The organism is Micromonospora sp. WMMA1363, from assembly GCF_030345795.1.
In the GTDB taxonomy this organism is placed as follows: domain Bacteria; phylum Actinomycetota; class Actinomycetes; order Mycobacteriales; family Micromonosporaceae; genus Micromonospora.
Genome location: NZ_JAUALB010000001.1, coordinates 2,395,257 through 2,409,368, shown reverse-complemented (window position 1 = coordinate 2,409,368; position 14,112 = coordinate 2,395,257). Strand labels below are relative to the sequence as shown.

The window sequence follows — 14,112 nt, the reverse complement described above, 5'->3', positions numbered from 1 at the left end:
GCCATGAAGATCGCCGTAACCGGCTCGATCGCCACCGACCATCTGATGAGCTTCCCCGGCCGGTTCGCCGACCAGTTCATCGCCGACCAGCTACACAAGGTGTCGCTCTCCTTCCTGGTGGACGACCTCGTGCTGCGTCGTGGCGGGGTGGCCGCCAACATCGCCTTCGGCATGGGGCAGCTCGGTCTGCGCCCGGTCCTGGTCGGCGCGGTTGGCGCCGACTTCGCCGACTATCGCTCCTGGTTGGAGCGGCACGGCGTGGACTGCGACTCGGTGCATGTCAGCGAGGTCGCGCACACCGCCCGGTTCGTCTGCACCACGGACACCGAGATGTGCCAGATCGCGTCCTTCTACGCCGGCGCGATGAGCGAGGCGCGCAACATCGAGTTGGAGCCGGTCGTCCGCCGGCTGAACGGGCTCGACCTGGTGCTGGTCGGCGCCAACGACCCCGAGGCGATGCTGCGGCACTCCGCCGAGTGCCGGGAACGGGGGTACGCCTTCGCGGCCGACCCCTCCCAGCAGCTCGCCCGGATGCCCGGCGAGGACGTCGTCGCGCTGATCGACGGCGCCGAGTACCTGATGACCAACGACTACGAGAAGTCGCTGCTGCAGAGCAAGGCCGGCCTCAGCGACGGGCAGTTGCTCGACATGGTGAAGGTGCGGGTCACCACGCTCGGCAAGCACGGTGTGGAAATCGTCGGCCACGACATCGACCCGATCCACGTGCCGATCGCCCGGGAGGCTCGCGCGGTCGACCCCACCGGTGTCGGCGACGGCTTCCGGGCCGGCTTCTTCACCGCCCGCTCCTGGGGCCTCGGGCTGGAGCGGGCCGCCCAGGTTGGGTCACTGCTGGCCACGCTGGTGCTGGAGACCATCGGTACGCAGGAGTACCAGGTCGGCCGGGACCTGTTCGTCAAGCGCCTCGCCGAGTCGTACGGCGACGCGGCCGCTGAGGACGTCAGAGCGCACCTGCTGCCATGAGCCGCGTGCTGGTCGCGTTCGCGGGGCGACCCGCGGTGGCGACGAGGACCGGGCGGTCCGGGCGGGCGCGGCTCTTCGGGCGCCCGGGCTGCCGGGCGATCCGTTCGAGCGGGCGCTGACCCGGCAGGGCCTGGTCGGCTTCCCCGCCGGGGTGGCCGCGGGGCGGCCGGTCCTGCCGACGTGACGGCACTCTGCGGCTTGTCTCGCGGATACCGGGGCAGAAACTGCAAGATCGCGGTAGCGCGGGGTCAGTGTCGGCGGCGGACGTCGTAGGCGGGGCCGTCCGGGCCCGGGATGCTGCCGACGAACTCCTGGCCCCGCATCCGGCACCAGGCCGGAATGTCGACCGCCGCCGCCGGATCGTCCGCGAGCACCCGGACCACCGTGCCGACCGGGAGTTCGGGCAGCCGCCGCGCCACCGTGATCACCGGCAGCGGGCAGCGTTGCCCGCGGCAGTCGAGCACCTGTTCCGGCATCGTCACAGCCCCACGACTCCCGCGTCGGCGCGTAGCCCCGCCACGATCCCCGGCAGCTCAGCGAGGAACCGCTCCACATCCGCCTCGGTCGTCTCCCGGTGCAGCGAGATCCGCACGTTGCCGTGCGACAGCACCCCCATCGCCTCCAGCACATGGGACGGGCGCAGCGTCGACGACGTGCAGGAGGATCCGGACGAGACGGCGAAGCCCCGCCGGTCCAGCGCGTGCAACAACGCCTCGCCGTCAACGTACAGGCAGGAGAACGTCACCAGGTGGGGAAGCCGGCGTTCGGGATCACCCACCACCTCCACGTCCGGCACCTCGGCCGCCACCCGCGCCCGGATCCGGTCGACCAGCGGCGCGAGCCGGGCCGCCTCCGCCGCCGCGTCGGTCGCCGCCGCACGGAGGCTCGCCGCCGCCGCCACGACCCCCGGCAGGTTCACCGCCCCCGGGGTGCGCCCGGACTCGCGGTCGTCCGCCGGCCAGGGCGACACCCAGCGGGTGCCCTTGCGGACGACCAGCAGCCCGACGCCGGGCGGCCCGCCCCACTTGTGGGCGCTAGCGGTGAGCACCGACCAGCCCGCGGGCACCGGTGCACGGCCCACCACCTGAGCTGCGTCGACGGCGAGCGGAACCCCGGCGTCGGCACAGGCGGCGGCGGCCTCGGCCACCGGTTGCACCGTGCCGACCTCGTGGCTCGCCGCGATCAGCACGGCGAGCGCCACCCCGGGCGCGTGGACCGCCTCCGACCAGGCGTCGAGGTCGATCCGGCCGAGCCGGTCCACCGGCACCGGCGTCGTCGTACCACCACCGGCCGCGTGCTTCTCGGCCGCGTGCAGCACCGCCGAGTGCTCGATGACGGAGTGCACCAGGCCGGCCCCGACGCGGCGTCGGCCGGTGAGGCCGCCGAGCACGGCGGCGTGCACGGCGGTCGTACCGCTGGGGGTGAAGGAGAGCTCATCCGGCCGGACACCGAGCGTGGCCGCGGTCGCCTCCCGAGCGGCGTCGAGGAGCAGGCGCGCGCGGCGCGCCTGGGTGTACAACCGGGCAGGATCGGCCCAACCGTCGTCGAGCGCGGCCAGCAGCGCCTGCCGGGCGACCGGGTGCAGTGGCGCGGCGGTCGCCGCGTCCAGGTAGACCGGGGACGCGCTCACGGCGACACCGTTGTTCGCGGCTGCGGGGCTCGCGACCCCGGCTCGCTCCTCGCGCTCACGGCGCTACCTGTTGTTTGCGGCTGCGGGGCTCGCGACCCCGGCTCGCTCCTCGCGCTCACGGAAGGCCACGCTATCGCGTCGCCGGGCTCGCGACCTCCCCGATCGGGGGCGGACAGTGACCCCAACACGGTCCAGCTCGTCATGGTCGAGTAATCTGCGACCGTCGGTGACGCCTTTGCCGCCGGTGCTGTCGCTCCGCTTGGCGGAGACCAACCGAGAAGACACACACCGCGGCGCGCTAGGGAGGCAGGACCAGGTGGTCGCAAGGAGTTCGGAGGTACGGCCGTCGGCCGTACGGCGCAGCGCATCCCCGGGAGCCGGTGGGCGCCGGGTGCGGGGTGCCGGTCGGCTTGCCGGGCTCGGTCTCGGCGGAGTGGCGCTGCTGGTCCTGCTCACGGGGTGCGACGTCGGTGCCGCGTTCGGCGGCTTCGGCTGGCCGCAGGGCGGCATCACACCTGAGGCCAACCGGATGTACGACCTGTGGATCGCCTCGTGCATCGCGGCGCTCGCGGTCGGTGTGTTCGTGTGGGGCCTGATCTTCTGGTGCGTGGTGCGGTACCGGAAGCGGGGCAACGAGCTGCCGGTGCAGACCCGCTACAACATGCCGATGGAGTTCCTCTACACCATCGCGCCGATCCTGATCGTCTCCGTGCTCTTCTACTACACGGCGGTCGTGCAGACGGACGTGGTGAAGACGACGAACAACCCCGACGTCACCGTCGAGGTGGTCGCCTTCAAGTGGAACTGGCAGTTCAACTACCGCGATGGGCAGGGCGTGGAGGCCAACACGGTCGCCTCGGTCCTCGGTACCAGCGAGGTCATCCCGATCCTCGTGCTGCCGACCGATCGGTCCATCCGCTTCGAGGAGACCAGCCGCGACGTCATCCACTCCTTCTGGGTGCCGGAGATGCTGTTCAAGCGGGACGTCTTCCCGGGCAAGATCCGTAACGTCTTCGAGGTCTCCCGGCTGGAGAGCGAGGGCGCGTACGTGGGCCGCTGTGCCGAGCTGTGCGGCAGCTACCACGCCTTCATGAACTTCGAGTTGCGGGTCGTCTCGCCGGAGCGGTACGACCAGTTCCTCGCCGCCAAGCAGGCCGGCCGGTCCACGCAGGAGGCGCTGACCGCCATCGGCGAACAGCCGTACGCGGAGACCACCGAGCCGTTCAACACGCGCCGGACCGAGGCCAACTTCAACCCGGACAACGCGTCCGTCGGCGCGGACAGCTGAGGGGACAGCTATGAAGACCGAGTGGCGCATCTTCCTCGTCATCGCCGGGTTCCTGCTCTTCGCCATGTTCCTGTACGCGGGCTGGACCATCGCCGACTCCGGTGGCCATGTCGAGTGGGTCGGCACGATCGGCCTGTTACTGAGCTTCCTGCTCTGCCTGATGTGTGGCGGATTCTTCTGGTTCGTGTCCCGCCGGATCGACCTGCGGCCGGAGGACCGGCCGGATGGGGAGATCGCCGACGGCGCGGGCGAGGTCGGCTTCTTCAGCCCGGGCAGCTACTGGCCCTTCGGTCTGGCGCTCTCGGCCTCGATCGCCGGCCTGGGCCTGGTGTTCTGGCAGCTCTGGCTGTTGGGCGTCGGCCTGGTGGCGGTCGTCTTCGCCGCCTGCGGCCTGCTCTTCGAGTACTACACCGGCACTCGCCGCACCGCCGAGCACTGAGCCGACACCGATACCACGGTGCGGGTCCGCTCCCCCCGGGGGGAGCGGACCCGCACCGTGGTATCGGCCTGCCCGCGATGCGCCTGCAGGAGCGCGGTGGCAGCACTGTCGCGGGGAGACCTGAGCGGGCCGTCAGAGGGAGCGGGCGACCTCGATCCAGCGGTCGAGCGTACGGGCGGCGGCGCCGGAGTCGATGGACTCCGCGGCGCGGGCCAGGCCGCCACGCAGCGCCCCGGTCAGGTCCCCGTCGAGTGGACCCTGCGTCGCCAGCGCGGCGGCCGCGTTGACCAGCACCGCGTCGCGTATCGGGCCGGTCTCGCCGGCCAGCAGGCGGCGCACCACCCCGCCGTTGTACGCGGCGTCACCGCCCCGCAGGTCGGCCAGGGTGGCCCGGGGTATCCCGAGGTCGGCGGAGTCCAGCAGGGCCTGTCGGACCGTGCCGCCCTGCGCCGCCCAGACCCGGGTCGGTGCGGCGGTGGTGAACTCGTCCAACCCGTCCTCGCCGCGGATGACGAGGACCGAGTCGCCGCGTGCGGCGAAGACGTCGGCCATCACCGGCGCCATGCGTGCGTCGAAGCAGCCGACCGCGGCTGCCCGCGGTCGTGCCGGGTTGGTGAGCGGGCCGAGGAAGTTGAAGGCGGTCGGCACGCCGAGCTCGCGGCGGACCGGACCGGCGTGCCGCATGCCGGGGTGGAACCGGGCGGCGAAGCAGAAACCGATGCCCGCCTCGGCCACGCACGTCGCCACCGCCTCGGGGCCGAGGTCGAGGGGCAGGCCGAGGTACTCCAGCACGTCGGCCGTGCCGCAGGAGGAGGACGCGGCACGGTTGCCGTGCTTGACCACCCGGACGCCGGCGCCCGCCACCACCAGCGAGGCCATCGTGGAGATGTTGACGGTATGGGCGAGGTCACCGCCGGTGCCGACCACGTCCAGCGCGGTGTCGCGCAGTTCGTCGGGGAGCTGGACCGGGACCGCGTGCCCGAGCATCGCCTCCACCAGGCCGGACACCTCGGCGGGGGTCTCGCCCTTGGCGCGCAGCGCCACCGCGAACCCCGCGATCTGTCCCGGGCCGGCCGAGCCGGACATGATCTCGCCCATGGCCCAGGCGGTGTCGGCGGTGGAGAGCTCGTCGCCGCGCAGCAGCGCGGAGAGCAGGTGCGGCCAGGTCCGATCGCCCATGGTGGGCCTCCCGAGCGGTCCAGGTGGGTGGGGAACGGCGCCGGGGGGTCCGGCGCCGAGGTGGTGCCGGAGTGGGACGTCAGGCTGGGGCGTGCGTCCGCAGCAACTCGGCCACCGTGGTCCCGGTGGTCACCGGGTCGAGTGGATGCACCAGGGTGGCGTCGACCTCGGCGTACGCCGCGAGCCATCGGTCGGCGGCCCGGGCGATCACCACGCAGGTCGGGGGAGCGTCGTCCCGGTCGTCCTTGATCTGCCGGGCGATGCCGATGCCGCCGCCTGGAGTCGCCTCGCCGTCGAGAAGCATCAGGTCGATCTCGTAGTCGTCAACGAGGCGGACGCATTCGGCGTAGGCCGATGCCTCGACGAACTCGACCTGTAGGCCGGGCGCGGGCCGGGTGCCGACAGCCAGCCGCATCCGGTCCCGGACCTGCGGGTCGTCGCTGTAGAGCAGAACGGTGCACTGACGATCGCTCATGGTTGAACGGGCTCCCACCTCTTAGCTGCTCGCTGATCGTACCGGTCGGGGTGAGGAGCGCGACCCCCCGCCCGGGGCGGTATCCACCGGAGCGGATCAGGTCGTGCGTTCCGCGGCGCGCTGGCGGGCCTCCTGGCGATCCAGGTCTCGGTCGATCCGGCGGGCCTCCCGTTCGGCCTGGCGCATCCACTGCACCACCAGCACGGCCAGCATGGTGACGCTGACGAACTCGCCACCGGCCCACAGGATGCCGCCGGCGACGACCTGGTCCTCCCAGGGGTCGGTCCAGGTCAGGCCGAGCGAGGGGTACCAGTCACCGCCGAAAAGCGTGGTCGACTGCATCACGGTGAGCCCGAGCACGGTGTGGAACGGCACCGAGAGCAACATCAGCAGTGCCCGGCCGGGGTACGGCCAGCGTCCCGGCAACGGGTCCAGGCCGAGCAGCGGCCAGAAGAACACACAGCCCGTCATGATGAAGTGCGCGTGCACCAGCTCGTGCGCCCAGGTGTGTTCGAGCGTGTAGCGGTACAGGTCCGTGAAGTAGAGCACGAACGGGTTGACCACGAAGATCGTGAAGGCGACCAGCGGGAAGCTGTAGATCCGGGCGATCCGGCTGTGCACGATTGCCAGCAGCCGCCTACGGGGACGCGGCGGCAGGGTTCGCAGCGCCAACGTCACCGGCGCGCCCAGGGCCAGGAAGATCGGCGAGATCATGGACAGCACCATGTGCTGGACCATGTGCACCGACAGCAGGGCGGTGTCGTACGCCTCCAGTCCGCTGACCGTGACCGCCGCGATGCCGCCGAGGCCGGGCCCGAGGAAGAACACCGTGCGGGCGACCGGCCACCGGTCGCCGCGCATCCGAAGCCGGTGCACCCCGTAGAGGTAGAGCCCGGCCGCGAGCACCAGGCCCACGGCCAGCCAGCTGTTCAACCGGATTTCGGTGAACACCGAGGTGACGGTGAACGGAGGTGGGGTGGCCGCGGCCACCGCCGGTGCGGCGACCGAGGTCGCGGTGGAGATCGGATCGACGTGCAGCACGCTTTTCAGCCTAGGTCAGGCGAACCGGACCCCCCCGATCGGGCTGCTTGAACCTCTGGTTTGGCCCCCCGCTGATCGCCGGCCCCGGTTAGCGGCAATAATGACCGCGTGACTGCGGCCCCAGCCATTGACAAGAGCCGGATCCATTCCCTGACCCGACCCAACATGGTCAGTGTCGGGACGATCGTCTGGCTCTCCAGCGAACTCATGTTCTTCGCGGCGTTGTTCGCGATGTACTTCTCCATCCGCGCCGCCGCGCCGGAGCAGTGGGCGGAGCACACCCCGCACCTGAACATCCCGTACGCGACGACGTTCACGGTGATCCTGGTGCTCTCGTCGGTGACCTGCCAGCTCGGCGTGTTCGCGGCGGAGAAGGGCGACGTGTTCGCGCTGCGGCGCTGGTTCACGATCACCTTCGTGATGGGCCTGATCTTCGTGCTCGGTCAGGTCAACGAGTACCGCGAGCTGGTACACGCGGGCGTCAAGATCAATGAAGACGGGTACGGGTCGATGTTCTACCTGACCACCGGATTCCACGGTCTGCACGTGACCGGCGGTCTGATCGCGTTCATCATCTTCATGATCCGCACCACCATGGGCCGGTTCACGCCGGCGCAGGCCACCTCGGCGATCGTCGTGTCGTACTACTGGCACTTCGTCGACGTGGTGTGGATCGGTCTCTACGCCATGATCTACTGGCTCCAGTGATCTTGGCGCGTCACGAACCGCGTCGCTGCTCCGTCCCTCCCAGGCAAGGTCCAACCGGTTAAGGACACAGGTCATGACTTCTGACAACGACCGCCGACGCGGTCTGCTCGCGCGGCTGCGCGGGCGGCCCGCGGCGCGCAGCAGGGGCCGCCGCCGGCTGGGTGCCGCGGTCCGGCTGCTGGCCGCGCTGATGCTGGCCGGCGGCGCCTACACGGTCTTCGCCCCCGGCGTGCAGGCGCAGGACAACCCGCCGCTGTCCGGCGCCGCCGCAGAGGGCAAGGCGCTGTTCGACGTGAGCTGTGTGACCTGTCACGGTCGCAACGCGCAGGGTATCGAGGGGCGTGGGCCGAGCCTGATCGGCGTCGGCGCCGCATCCGTCGAGTTCCAGGTCGCCACCGGCCGGATGCCCATGGCCCGGCAGGAGGCCCAGGCGCCGCGCAAGCCGAAGGTCTTCACCGACGAGGAGATCCGCCAGCTCGGCCAGTACATCCAGGAACTCGGCGGTGGCCCGGTCGTGCCGGAGGGAGACAACCTCCACGAGGGCGGGAACATCGCCGTCGGTGGCGAACTGTTCCGGATCAACTGCTCGCAGTGCCACGCCTTCGGTGGCGGTGGCGGTGCCCTCTCCTCGGGCAAGTACGCGCCGAGCCTGATGCCGGCCACCGACCGGCAGATCTACGCGGCGATGTTGAGCGGCCCGCAGAACATGCCGGTCTTCGGTGACAACCAGATCACGCCGGAACAGAAGGCGGACATCATCGCCTACATCCAGACCCTCAAGACCGACCGGGACCCGGGCGGCTTCTTCAACCTCGGCCGCTACGGCCCCTCGACCGAGGGCCTGGCGATCTTCCTGGTGGGCATCGTCGCGCTGGTCTTCGCCAGCCTGTGGATTGCGGGCAAGTCGTGACCGGGCTTCCCGTGAAGAACAATGCGCTGGTGTCGCGTGTCGACACCGACCGTAGCGAGGTGACGGCATGACCACCCACACCGAGCACCAGGCCCAGCCGGGCCGGGACCCGCTCGACGTGAACGACCCCAGGCTGAGCCGCTTCGACATCGTCCGCGAGGGCGCCCGCCGGGACGACATCGAGATCCTCCACTACGAGCCGCAGGTCGTGCCGGGCAGCAAGGCCGAGCGTCGGCTGACCCGTACGGTCGCCTCGTTGTTCCTCCTGACCGGTCTGGCCGCGACCGCGTTCCTGGCGATCTACATCTGGTGGCCGTGGGAGTACGCTCCTGGCCGCGGTGGCGACAAGTTCTACACGCCGCTGCTCGGCGTGACCCTGGGCATCGCCCTGCTCGGTATCGGCATCGGCATCCTCACCTGGGGCAAGAAGCTGCTGCCGAAGGAGGTCTCGGTCCAGGATCGGCACGAGGGCGCGGTCAGCGCGGAGGACCGTACCCTCACCGGCCAGACGATGCTCTACATGGCCGACGAGTTGGGCGTGAAGCGTCGGCCGCTGCTGGGTATCTCGCTGCTGGCCGGTCTCGCGCCGGTCGGCGCGGTGGCCGCCGCCCCGATCGTGGGTGGGCTGATCTCGAATCCACACAAGAAGAACCAGATGTTCAGGACGGGCTTCGCCCCGCAGGCGGACGGCGCCAAGGTGCGGCTGGTCCGTGAGGACGGCCGCCCGATCCGCCCGGCGGACATCAGTGCCGGTGGCCAGATCACCGTGTTCCCCGGCATCGAGCACGGGGTGAGCAACCTGCACGCCGACTCGCCCACGCTGCTGATCCATCTGCGTGACTCGGACGCGCAGGAGTCGCGCCGCAACAACGAGCGCGTGGGCCACGGCGACTACATGTGGGGCAACTACGCGGCCTACTCCAAGATCTGCACGCACGCCGGATGCCCCGCGAGCCTGTACGAGCAGCAGACCAACCGGCTGCTCTGCCCGTGCCACCAGTCGCAGTTCCACATCATCGACAACGCTAAGCCCATCTTCGGCCCGGCCAGCCGGCGGCTGCCCCAGCTGCCGATCGAGGTCGACGCCGAGGGCTACTTCGTGGCGAAGTCCGACTACACCGAGACGGTCGGGCCCGACTTCTGGGAGCGGCCGTGAAGCGGCGAAAGTTTGACATGGCAGCCGTCCCGGGCAACGTCGCCCGGGGGGTGGACGACCGCTTCCAGGTGGCCACCCCGCTGCGGCGGCTGCTGAACAAGGTCTTCCCGGACCACTGGTCCTTCCTGCTGGGCGAGATCGCGCTCTTCTCGTTCGTCATCCTGCTGCTGACCGGGGTCTTCCTGACCTTCTTCTTCGAGCCGGCGATGACCGAGGTCATCTACAACGGCAGCTACGCCCCGTTGCGGGGCGCGCCGATGTCGGCCGCGTACGCCTCCAGCCTGGACATCTCCTTCGACGTCCGCGGTGGTCTGGTCATCCGGCAGATGCACCACTGGTCGGCCCTGCTGTTCATGGCCGCCATCGTCGTGCACATGATGCGGATCTTCTTCACCGGCGCGTTCCGCAAGCCCCGGGAGACCAACTGGATCATTGGCTCGCTGCTGTTCTGGGTCGGCTTCCTCGCCGGCTTCACCGGGTACTCGCTGCCGGACGACGGCCTGTCCGGCACCGGCCTGCGGATCGCCTCGGCGATCATGCTGTCGATCCCGGTGGTCGGCTCCTGGGTCACCTCGTCGATCTTCGACGGGGAGTTCCCGGGGACGATCATCGTCAGCCGTTTCTACATCGCCCACGTGCTGCTCATCCCGGGTCTGCTGGTCGCGCTGATCAGTGCCCACCTGGGCTTGGTCTTCAAGCAGAAGCACACCCAGTGGCCCGGCCCCGGCCGGACCAACGACAACGTGGTCGGCGAGCGGATGTTCCCCCGGTACGCGATCAAACAGGGCGGCTTCTTCATGGTCGTCTTCGGCGTGATCGCACTGATGGCCGGTCTGTTCCAGATCAACCCGATCTGGCTGTTCGGTCCGTACGAGTCGTGGGTGGTCTCGGCCGCCAGCCAGCCGGACTGGTACGTCATGTTCCTGGACGGATCCACCCGACTGATGCCGGCCTGGCAGATCGACATCCCGATCGGCGACGGATACGTGATTCCGCCGCTGTTCTGGCCGACGGTCGTCCTTCCCGGCATCCTGGTGGCGATGGCGGTGTTCTACCCGTTCATCGAGGCGCGGCACTTCAAGGACCACAAGAGCCACAACCTGCTCCAGCGTCCCCGGGACGTCCCGTTCCGCACCGCACTGGGCGCCATGGCCGTCTCGTTCTATCTGGTGCTCACCCTTTCCGGCGCGAACGACGTCATCGCCGACAAGTTCTACATCAGCCTGAACGCGATGACCTGGGCCGGCCGGATCGGACTGCTGATCGTCCCGCCGCTCGCGTACTACCTGACCTACCGGATCTGCCTGGGTCTCCAGCAACACGACCGGGAGGTGCTCACCCACGGTGTCGAGACCGGCATCATCCGGCGGCTGCCCGACGGTCGGTTCGTCGAGGTCCACCAGCCGCTCAGCGCGGCCGAGCACGACGAGCACGGCGCGCTGGAGTACGTCGGCTGGGTCGTCCCGAAGAAGATGAACCGGCTCGGCGCCCTCGGCCCGGCCATCCGGGGCTTCTTCTACCCGATCGAGAGGCCCGCCGAGGCGCCGGTCTCGCCGGGGCACCCGCCGGTCGAGCCCCGCAGCGAGCGGGAGGAGATCGGCAGCGGCGAGCGTCGCTGACCCCACCCAGCACCTGACCCACCCCAGCACCGTCACGTGGCGCCCGCCGGATTCGTCCGGCGGGCGCCACGGCCTGCCGCCCGCGGGCGAAACCGCAGGAATAACCCCGGCCAGCCGGGTATCCGTGCGGTCCAACGTCTCAAGGGGGGGGAAGCATGTTGGGAATCAGACGCCTGGGCCTGCTGGCCGCGCTGGTGCTGGTCGGCATCGCGCCCGCCGCGGCCGCCCAGGCCGCGGTGCAGCCGTCACAGCAGGACAGCCAGTACCTGCAGGCGATCCACCAGGTGAACCTTTTCGAGATCACCACCGGTGAGCTGGCCCAGCAGAAGGGCCAGAACCAACAGGTCAAGAACCTGGGTCAGATGTTCGTGACGGACCACACCCAGCTGGACCAGTCGGTCCAGGAGGTCGCCACGCAGCTCGGTGTCGAGCTGCCGAGCGCGCCCACCACGGACCAGCAGGACGTGATCGATCAGCTCAACAACGCCAGCGGCGCGGAGTTCGACCGGCTCTGGGTGACCAGTGAGCTGAGCGGCCACGTCCAGGCCATCCAGGCCACCCAGACGGAAATCTCGCAGGGCTCCGACCAGACGGTGATCCAGTTGGCGCAGACCGCGCTGCCGATCCTGCAGACGCACTACGACGAGCTGGTGCAGCTGGCCAACGAGCTGGGCATCCCGGTCCCGCAGGCGACCGGCACCGGCACGGCGAGCCCGGGTGCGACCGTCCCGGCTCCCAGCGGCACCACCGAGCAGCCAGCTCCGGGCGGCACCACCCAGCAGCCGGCTCCGGGCGGCACCACCCAGCAGCCGGCTCCAGGCGTGAGCTGACGCCGAGCGGCAGGTAGCACGACGGCCGGTCCAGGTCAGGGTGGGCCGGCCGTCGCGTGCCCGCGCTCAGCCCCGGGGCGCGGTGGTCAGTCCGCGTTCGCGAGGCCGATCGCGAAGGTCGCCTCCAGGTCGTGCTGGGAGTGCGCGCGGAACGCGATGTGTGACTCGGTGTTCAGCACGCCCGGCACCTTGGAGATGCTCCCGGCGATGACCGGGGCGATCTGTTCGAAGTCGCGCACCCGGACCATGGCGATCAGGTCGACGTGCCCGGCGACCGAGTAGACCTCGCTGACGCCGGGCAGCGCGGCCAGGGCCTCGGCCACCTCGGGGATCGAGTCGGTGGCGCAGTCGATCAGCACGATCGCGGTGATCACTGGATGGTTCTCCGTTCGTCGGCGTCGTCGCTCATGCTAGATGCTTCCGCCCGGGGCGGCTGGCCGATGCCGACGGTGAGGTCGGCGCCCGCGCGGACCGCGTCCCGGAGCAGTTCGCCCGGGTGTACCGTGCCGCCGGGCCAGACCACGGCGCGGGTGACGTCGCCGTGCACCACCGCGCCCGCGCCCACGACCGCCTCCCGGCACCTGCCGGTCACGACGGCGGTGCGGTCGACCAGCGTGCCGCCGCCCACGGCGTGCAGGTTGGCGGCGAGGTAGTCGGCGGGGGTGCCGGTGTCGTAGAACATGCCGGCGTAGCGGACCACGGTCAGTTCCCCGTCCGCCTCGGCGGGCCGCCACACCGACCGGACCAGGTCGCCGAACTCGACCGGTAGTTCCCGGACGCGCCGCCACGGCAGCAGCGAGAACCCGGTGAACGCGTGACCGGCGAATGTGCCCGGCGCCGACGAATCCGGGGCGGGCTGACCGAGCAGGCGTACGGTCTCGCCATCCCAGCCGTCCAGCAGCGCGGCGATGTCCGGCCCGGGCCGGCGGGCCGGGTCGGCGAGGTACGCATCGGCGTTGCCCACCAGGACGCCCCGCCCGTCGATCCAGCCCCGCAGGTTCGCCACCCCACCGGCGGTGCCGAGCGGGCCGTCCGGCTCCACCGACAGCTGGGCTCGGGCGCCGACGTGGCGGATTACCTGCCCGGCGAGGTAGCTGGCGTTGACCGCCACCCGCCGGGGGCCGGTCAGGCCGAGCCCGGCCAGCCGGTCGAGCACCAGGTCGAGCAGCGGCACGTTCCCGACCGGGCAGAGCGCCTTGGGCCGCCGCTCGGTCAGCGGGCGCAGCCGGGTGCCCTCGCCCGCGGCGAGGACCACCGCGCAGAGTGGTGGCCAACCCACCGCGGTCATGGCCGCACGTCGGGCACCGGCGGCGGGAACTGCCCGGCCAGCGGCCCGATGTGGTAGTAGGCGAGCAGGCGCGCCGTCGGCCAGGTCAGCCGGGGCAGGGCGTCCAGCGGGTGCCAGGCGGCCTCGAAGACCTCCGCCCCGTCCACCCTCAGCGCGGTGGTCGACGCCGGCACCTCGGCGGTGAACACGACGTCGACCCAGCCCTTGGCGTGGATGATCGCGTTCGGCACGGCCGGGCGCAGGTCGCGGGGCGACAGCTGGATGCCGGACTCCTCGTACAGTTCACGGGCCGCGCCTGTCGCCGGCGCCTCCCGCTTCTGCAGCAGGCCCGCCGGCAACGTCCATCCGTTGCCCGGTGGCTGGCGCAGCAGCAGCAACCGGCCGGCCCCGTCGGCCTCGGCGTCACGCACCAGGGTCACCGCGCCGACGATGTACTTCGGCACGGCCAGCCGGACCAGGCGGCGTCGCACCGGCAGTGGCAGCCGGTAGAAGACCTGGTACGCGACGGCGCGTACGGTGAAGCGCGAGCGGGGGATCATGGGACCAGGCTAATGCTCCTGACGAGGCA

At 70.8% G+C, this 14,112-nt stretch carries 16 protein-coding genes; 8 read left to right on the top strand and 8 right to left on the bottom strand.

What is annotated here, in order from left to right:
• Positions 1 to 3: 3 nt before the first annotated feature.
• Positions 4 to 981, top strand: coding sequence for a carbohydrate kinase family protein (locus QTQ03_RS10945; RefSeq protein ID WP_289277909.1), 978 nt, complete (start codon positions 4 to 6; stop codon positions 979 to 981).
• Positions 982 to 1,229: 248 nt separating this feature from the next.
• Here QTQ03_RS10945 and QTQ03_RS10940 read toward each other — a convergent pair whose 3' ends face one another.
• Both QTQ03_RS10940 and QTQ03_RS10935 read right to left on the bottom strand, forming a co-directional pair.
• Positions 1,230 to 1,463, bottom strand: coding sequence for a sulfurtransferase TusA family protein (locus tag QTQ03_RS10940; protein WP_289277908.1), 234 nt, complete (start codon positions 1,461 to 1,463; stop codon positions 1,230 to 1,232).
• A complete protein-coding gene (locus tag QTQ03_RS10935) occupies positions 1,460 to 2,611 on the bottom strand; it encodes a cysteine desulfurase family protein (protein WP_289277907.1) in 1,152 nt (383 codons plus the stop codon). The genes QTQ03_RS10940 and QTQ03_RS10935 overlap by 4 nt, the downstream gene beginning before the upstream one ends.
• Positions 2,612 to 2,927: 316 nt before the next feature.
• Here QTQ03_RS10935 and ctaC point away from each other — a divergent pair, with 316 nt between their 5' ends.
• Entirely contained in the window at positions 2,928 to 3,899 is a 972-nt protein-coding gene (gene ctaC, locus QTQ03_RS10930) for an aa3-type cytochrome oxidase subunit II (protein ID WP_289277906.1), read from the top strand.
• A gap of 10 nt (positions 3,900 to 3,909) precedes the next feature.
• Complete coding sequence (locus QTQ03_RS10925; protein WP_289277905.1) at positions 3,910 to 4,338, top strand: cytochrome c oxidase subunit 4; 429 nt, start codon at positions 3,910 to 3,912, stop codon at positions 4,336 to 4,338.
• Positions 4,339 to 4,470: 132 nt separating this feature from the next.
• Here QTQ03_RS10925 and trpD read toward each other — a convergent pair whose 3' ends face one another.
• From trpD to QTQ03_RS10910, 3 genes are all read right to left on the bottom strand, one after another.
• Entirely contained in the window at positions 4,471 to 5,517 is a 1,047-nt protein-coding gene (trpD, locus tag QTQ03_RS10920; RefSeq protein WP_289277904.1) for an anthranilate phosphoribosyltransferase, read from the bottom strand.
• A gap of 79 nt (positions 5,518 to 5,596) precedes the next feature.
• Complete coding sequence (locus tag QTQ03_RS10915; protein ID WP_289277903.1) at positions 5,597 to 5,992, bottom strand: response regulator; 396 nt, start codon at positions 5,990 to 5,992, stop codon at positions 5,597 to 5,599.
• 96 nt (positions 5,993 to 6,088) lie between these two features.
• Positions 6,089 to 7,033 carry a cytochrome c oxidase assembly protein gene (locus QTQ03_RS10910; RefSeq protein ID WP_289277902.1) on the bottom strand — a complete coding sequence of 315 codons (945 nt, stop codon included), beginning with the start codon at positions 7,031 to 7,033 and terminating at the stop codon, positions 6,089 to 6,091.
• A gap of 108 nt (positions 7,034 to 7,141) precedes the next feature.
• Here QTQ03_RS10910 and ctaE point away from each other — a divergent pair, with 108 nt between their 5' ends.
• The 5 genes from ctaE (at position 7,142) to QTQ03_RS10885 (ending at position 12,256) form a co-directional block, all read left to right on the top strand.
• Positions 7,142 to 7,741, top strand: coding sequence for an aa3-type cytochrome oxidase subunit III (ctaE, locus tag QTQ03_RS10905; protein WP_289277901.1), 600 nt, complete (start codon positions 7,142 to 7,144; stop codon positions 7,739 to 7,741).
• 73 nt (positions 7,742 to 7,814) lie between these two features.
• The gene (gene qcrC, locus QTQ03_RS10900; RefSeq protein ID WP_289277900.1) at positions 7,815 to 8,651 is read left to right on the top strand and encodes a cytochrome bc1 complex diheme cytochrome c subunit; all 837 of its coding nucleotides are present in this window, start codon (positions 7,815 to 7,817) and stop codon (positions 8,649 to 8,651) included.
• Between the two features lie 67 nt (positions 8,652 to 8,718).
• On the top strand, positions 8,719 to 9,807 hold the full coding sequence (gene qcrA / locus QTQ03_RS10895; protein ID WP_289277899.1) for a cytochrome bc1 complex Rieske iron-sulfur subunit: 1,089 nt from the start codon (positions 8,719 to 8,721) through the stop codon (positions 9,805 to 9,807).
• The gene (gene qcrB / locus QTQ03_RS10890) at positions 9,804 to 11,426 is read left to right on the top strand and encodes a cytochrome bc1 complex cytochrome b subunit (protein WP_289277898.1); all 1,623 of its coding nucleotides are present in this window, start codon (positions 9,804 to 9,806) and stop codon (positions 11,424 to 11,426) included. Before qcrA ends, qcrB begins: the two co-directional genes overlap by 4 nt.
• Before the next feature lie 155 nt (positions 11,427 to 11,581).
• The gene (locus QTQ03_RS10885; protein WP_289277897.1) at positions 11,582 to 12,256 is read left to right on the top strand and encodes a DUF4142 domain-containing protein; all 675 of its coding nucleotides are present in this window, start codon (positions 11,582 to 11,584) and stop codon (positions 12,254 to 12,256) included.
• 86 nt (positions 12,257 to 12,342) lie between these two features.
• Here the strand turns inward: QTQ03_RS10885 and QTQ03_RS10880 are convergent, their stop codons facing one another.
• Genes QTQ03_RS10880 through QTQ03_RS10870 form a run of 3 tightly spaced genes read right to left on the bottom strand, consistent with a single transcriptional unit; the run spans position 12,343 to position 14,083 of the window.
• Positions 12,343 to 12,630 (bottom strand): Lrp/AsnC family transcriptional regulator, encoded by a 288-nt coding sequence (locus QTQ03_RS10880; RefSeq protein WP_289277896.1) that lies wholly within the window; start codon positions 12,628 to 12,630, stop codon positions 12,343 to 12,345.
• Entirely contained in the window at positions 12,627 to 13,544 is a 918-nt protein-coding gene (locus tag QTQ03_RS10875) for a nucleotidyltransferase family protein (RefSeq protein ID WP_289277895.1), read from the bottom strand. The genes QTQ03_RS10880 and QTQ03_RS10875 overlap by 4 nt, the downstream gene beginning before the upstream one ends.
• Complete coding sequence (locus tag QTQ03_RS10870; protein ID WP_289277894.1) at positions 13,541 to 14,083, bottom strand: NUDIX hydrolase; 543 nt, start codon at positions 14,081 to 14,083, stop codon at positions 13,541 to 13,543. Before QTQ03_RS10870 ends, QTQ03_RS10875 begins: the two co-directional genes overlap by 4 nt.
• Positions 14,084 to 14,112: the final 29 nt, after the last annotated feature.

Excerpts from the sequence above, each read along its gene's own strand:
- QTQ03_RS10945 (WP_289277909.1), top strand. The coding sequence starts at position 4 with ATGAAGATCGCCGTAACCGGCTCGATCGCCACCGACCATCTGATGAGC.
- QTQ03_RS10915 (WP_289277903.1), bottom strand. The coding sequence starts at position 5,992 with ATGAGCGATCGTCAGTGCACCGTTCTGCTCTACAGCGACGACCCGCAG.
- trpD (WP_289277904.1), bottom strand. The coding sequence starts at position 5,517 with ATGGGCGATCGGACCTGGCCGCACCTGCTCTCCGCGCTGCTGCGCGGC.
- qcrA (WP_289277899.1), top strand. The coding sequence starts at position 8,719 with ATGACCACCCACACCGAGCACCAGGCCCAGCCGGGCCGGGACCCGCTC.
- QTQ03_RS10875 (WP_289277895.1), bottom strand. The coding sequence starts at position 13,544 with ATGACCGCGGTGGGTTGGCCACCACTCTGCGCGGTGGTCCTCGCCGCG.
- qcrC (WP_289277900.1), top strand. The coding sequence starts at position 7,815 with ATGACTTCTGACAACGACCGCCGACGCGGTCTGCTCGCGCGGCTGCGC.
- QTQ03_RS10885 (WP_289277897.1), top strand. The coding sequence starts at position 11,582 with ATGTTGGGAATCAGACGCCTGGGCCTGCTGGCCGCGCTGGTGCTGGTC.
- QTQ03_RS10870 (WP_289277894.1), bottom strand. The coding sequence starts at position 14,083 with ATGATCCCCCGCTCGCGCTTCACCGTACGCGCCGTCGCGTACCAGGTC.
- QTQ03_RS10925 (WP_289277905.1), top strand. The coding sequence starts at position 3,910 with ATGAAGACCGAGTGGCGCATCTTCCTCGTCATCGCCGGGTTCCTGCTC.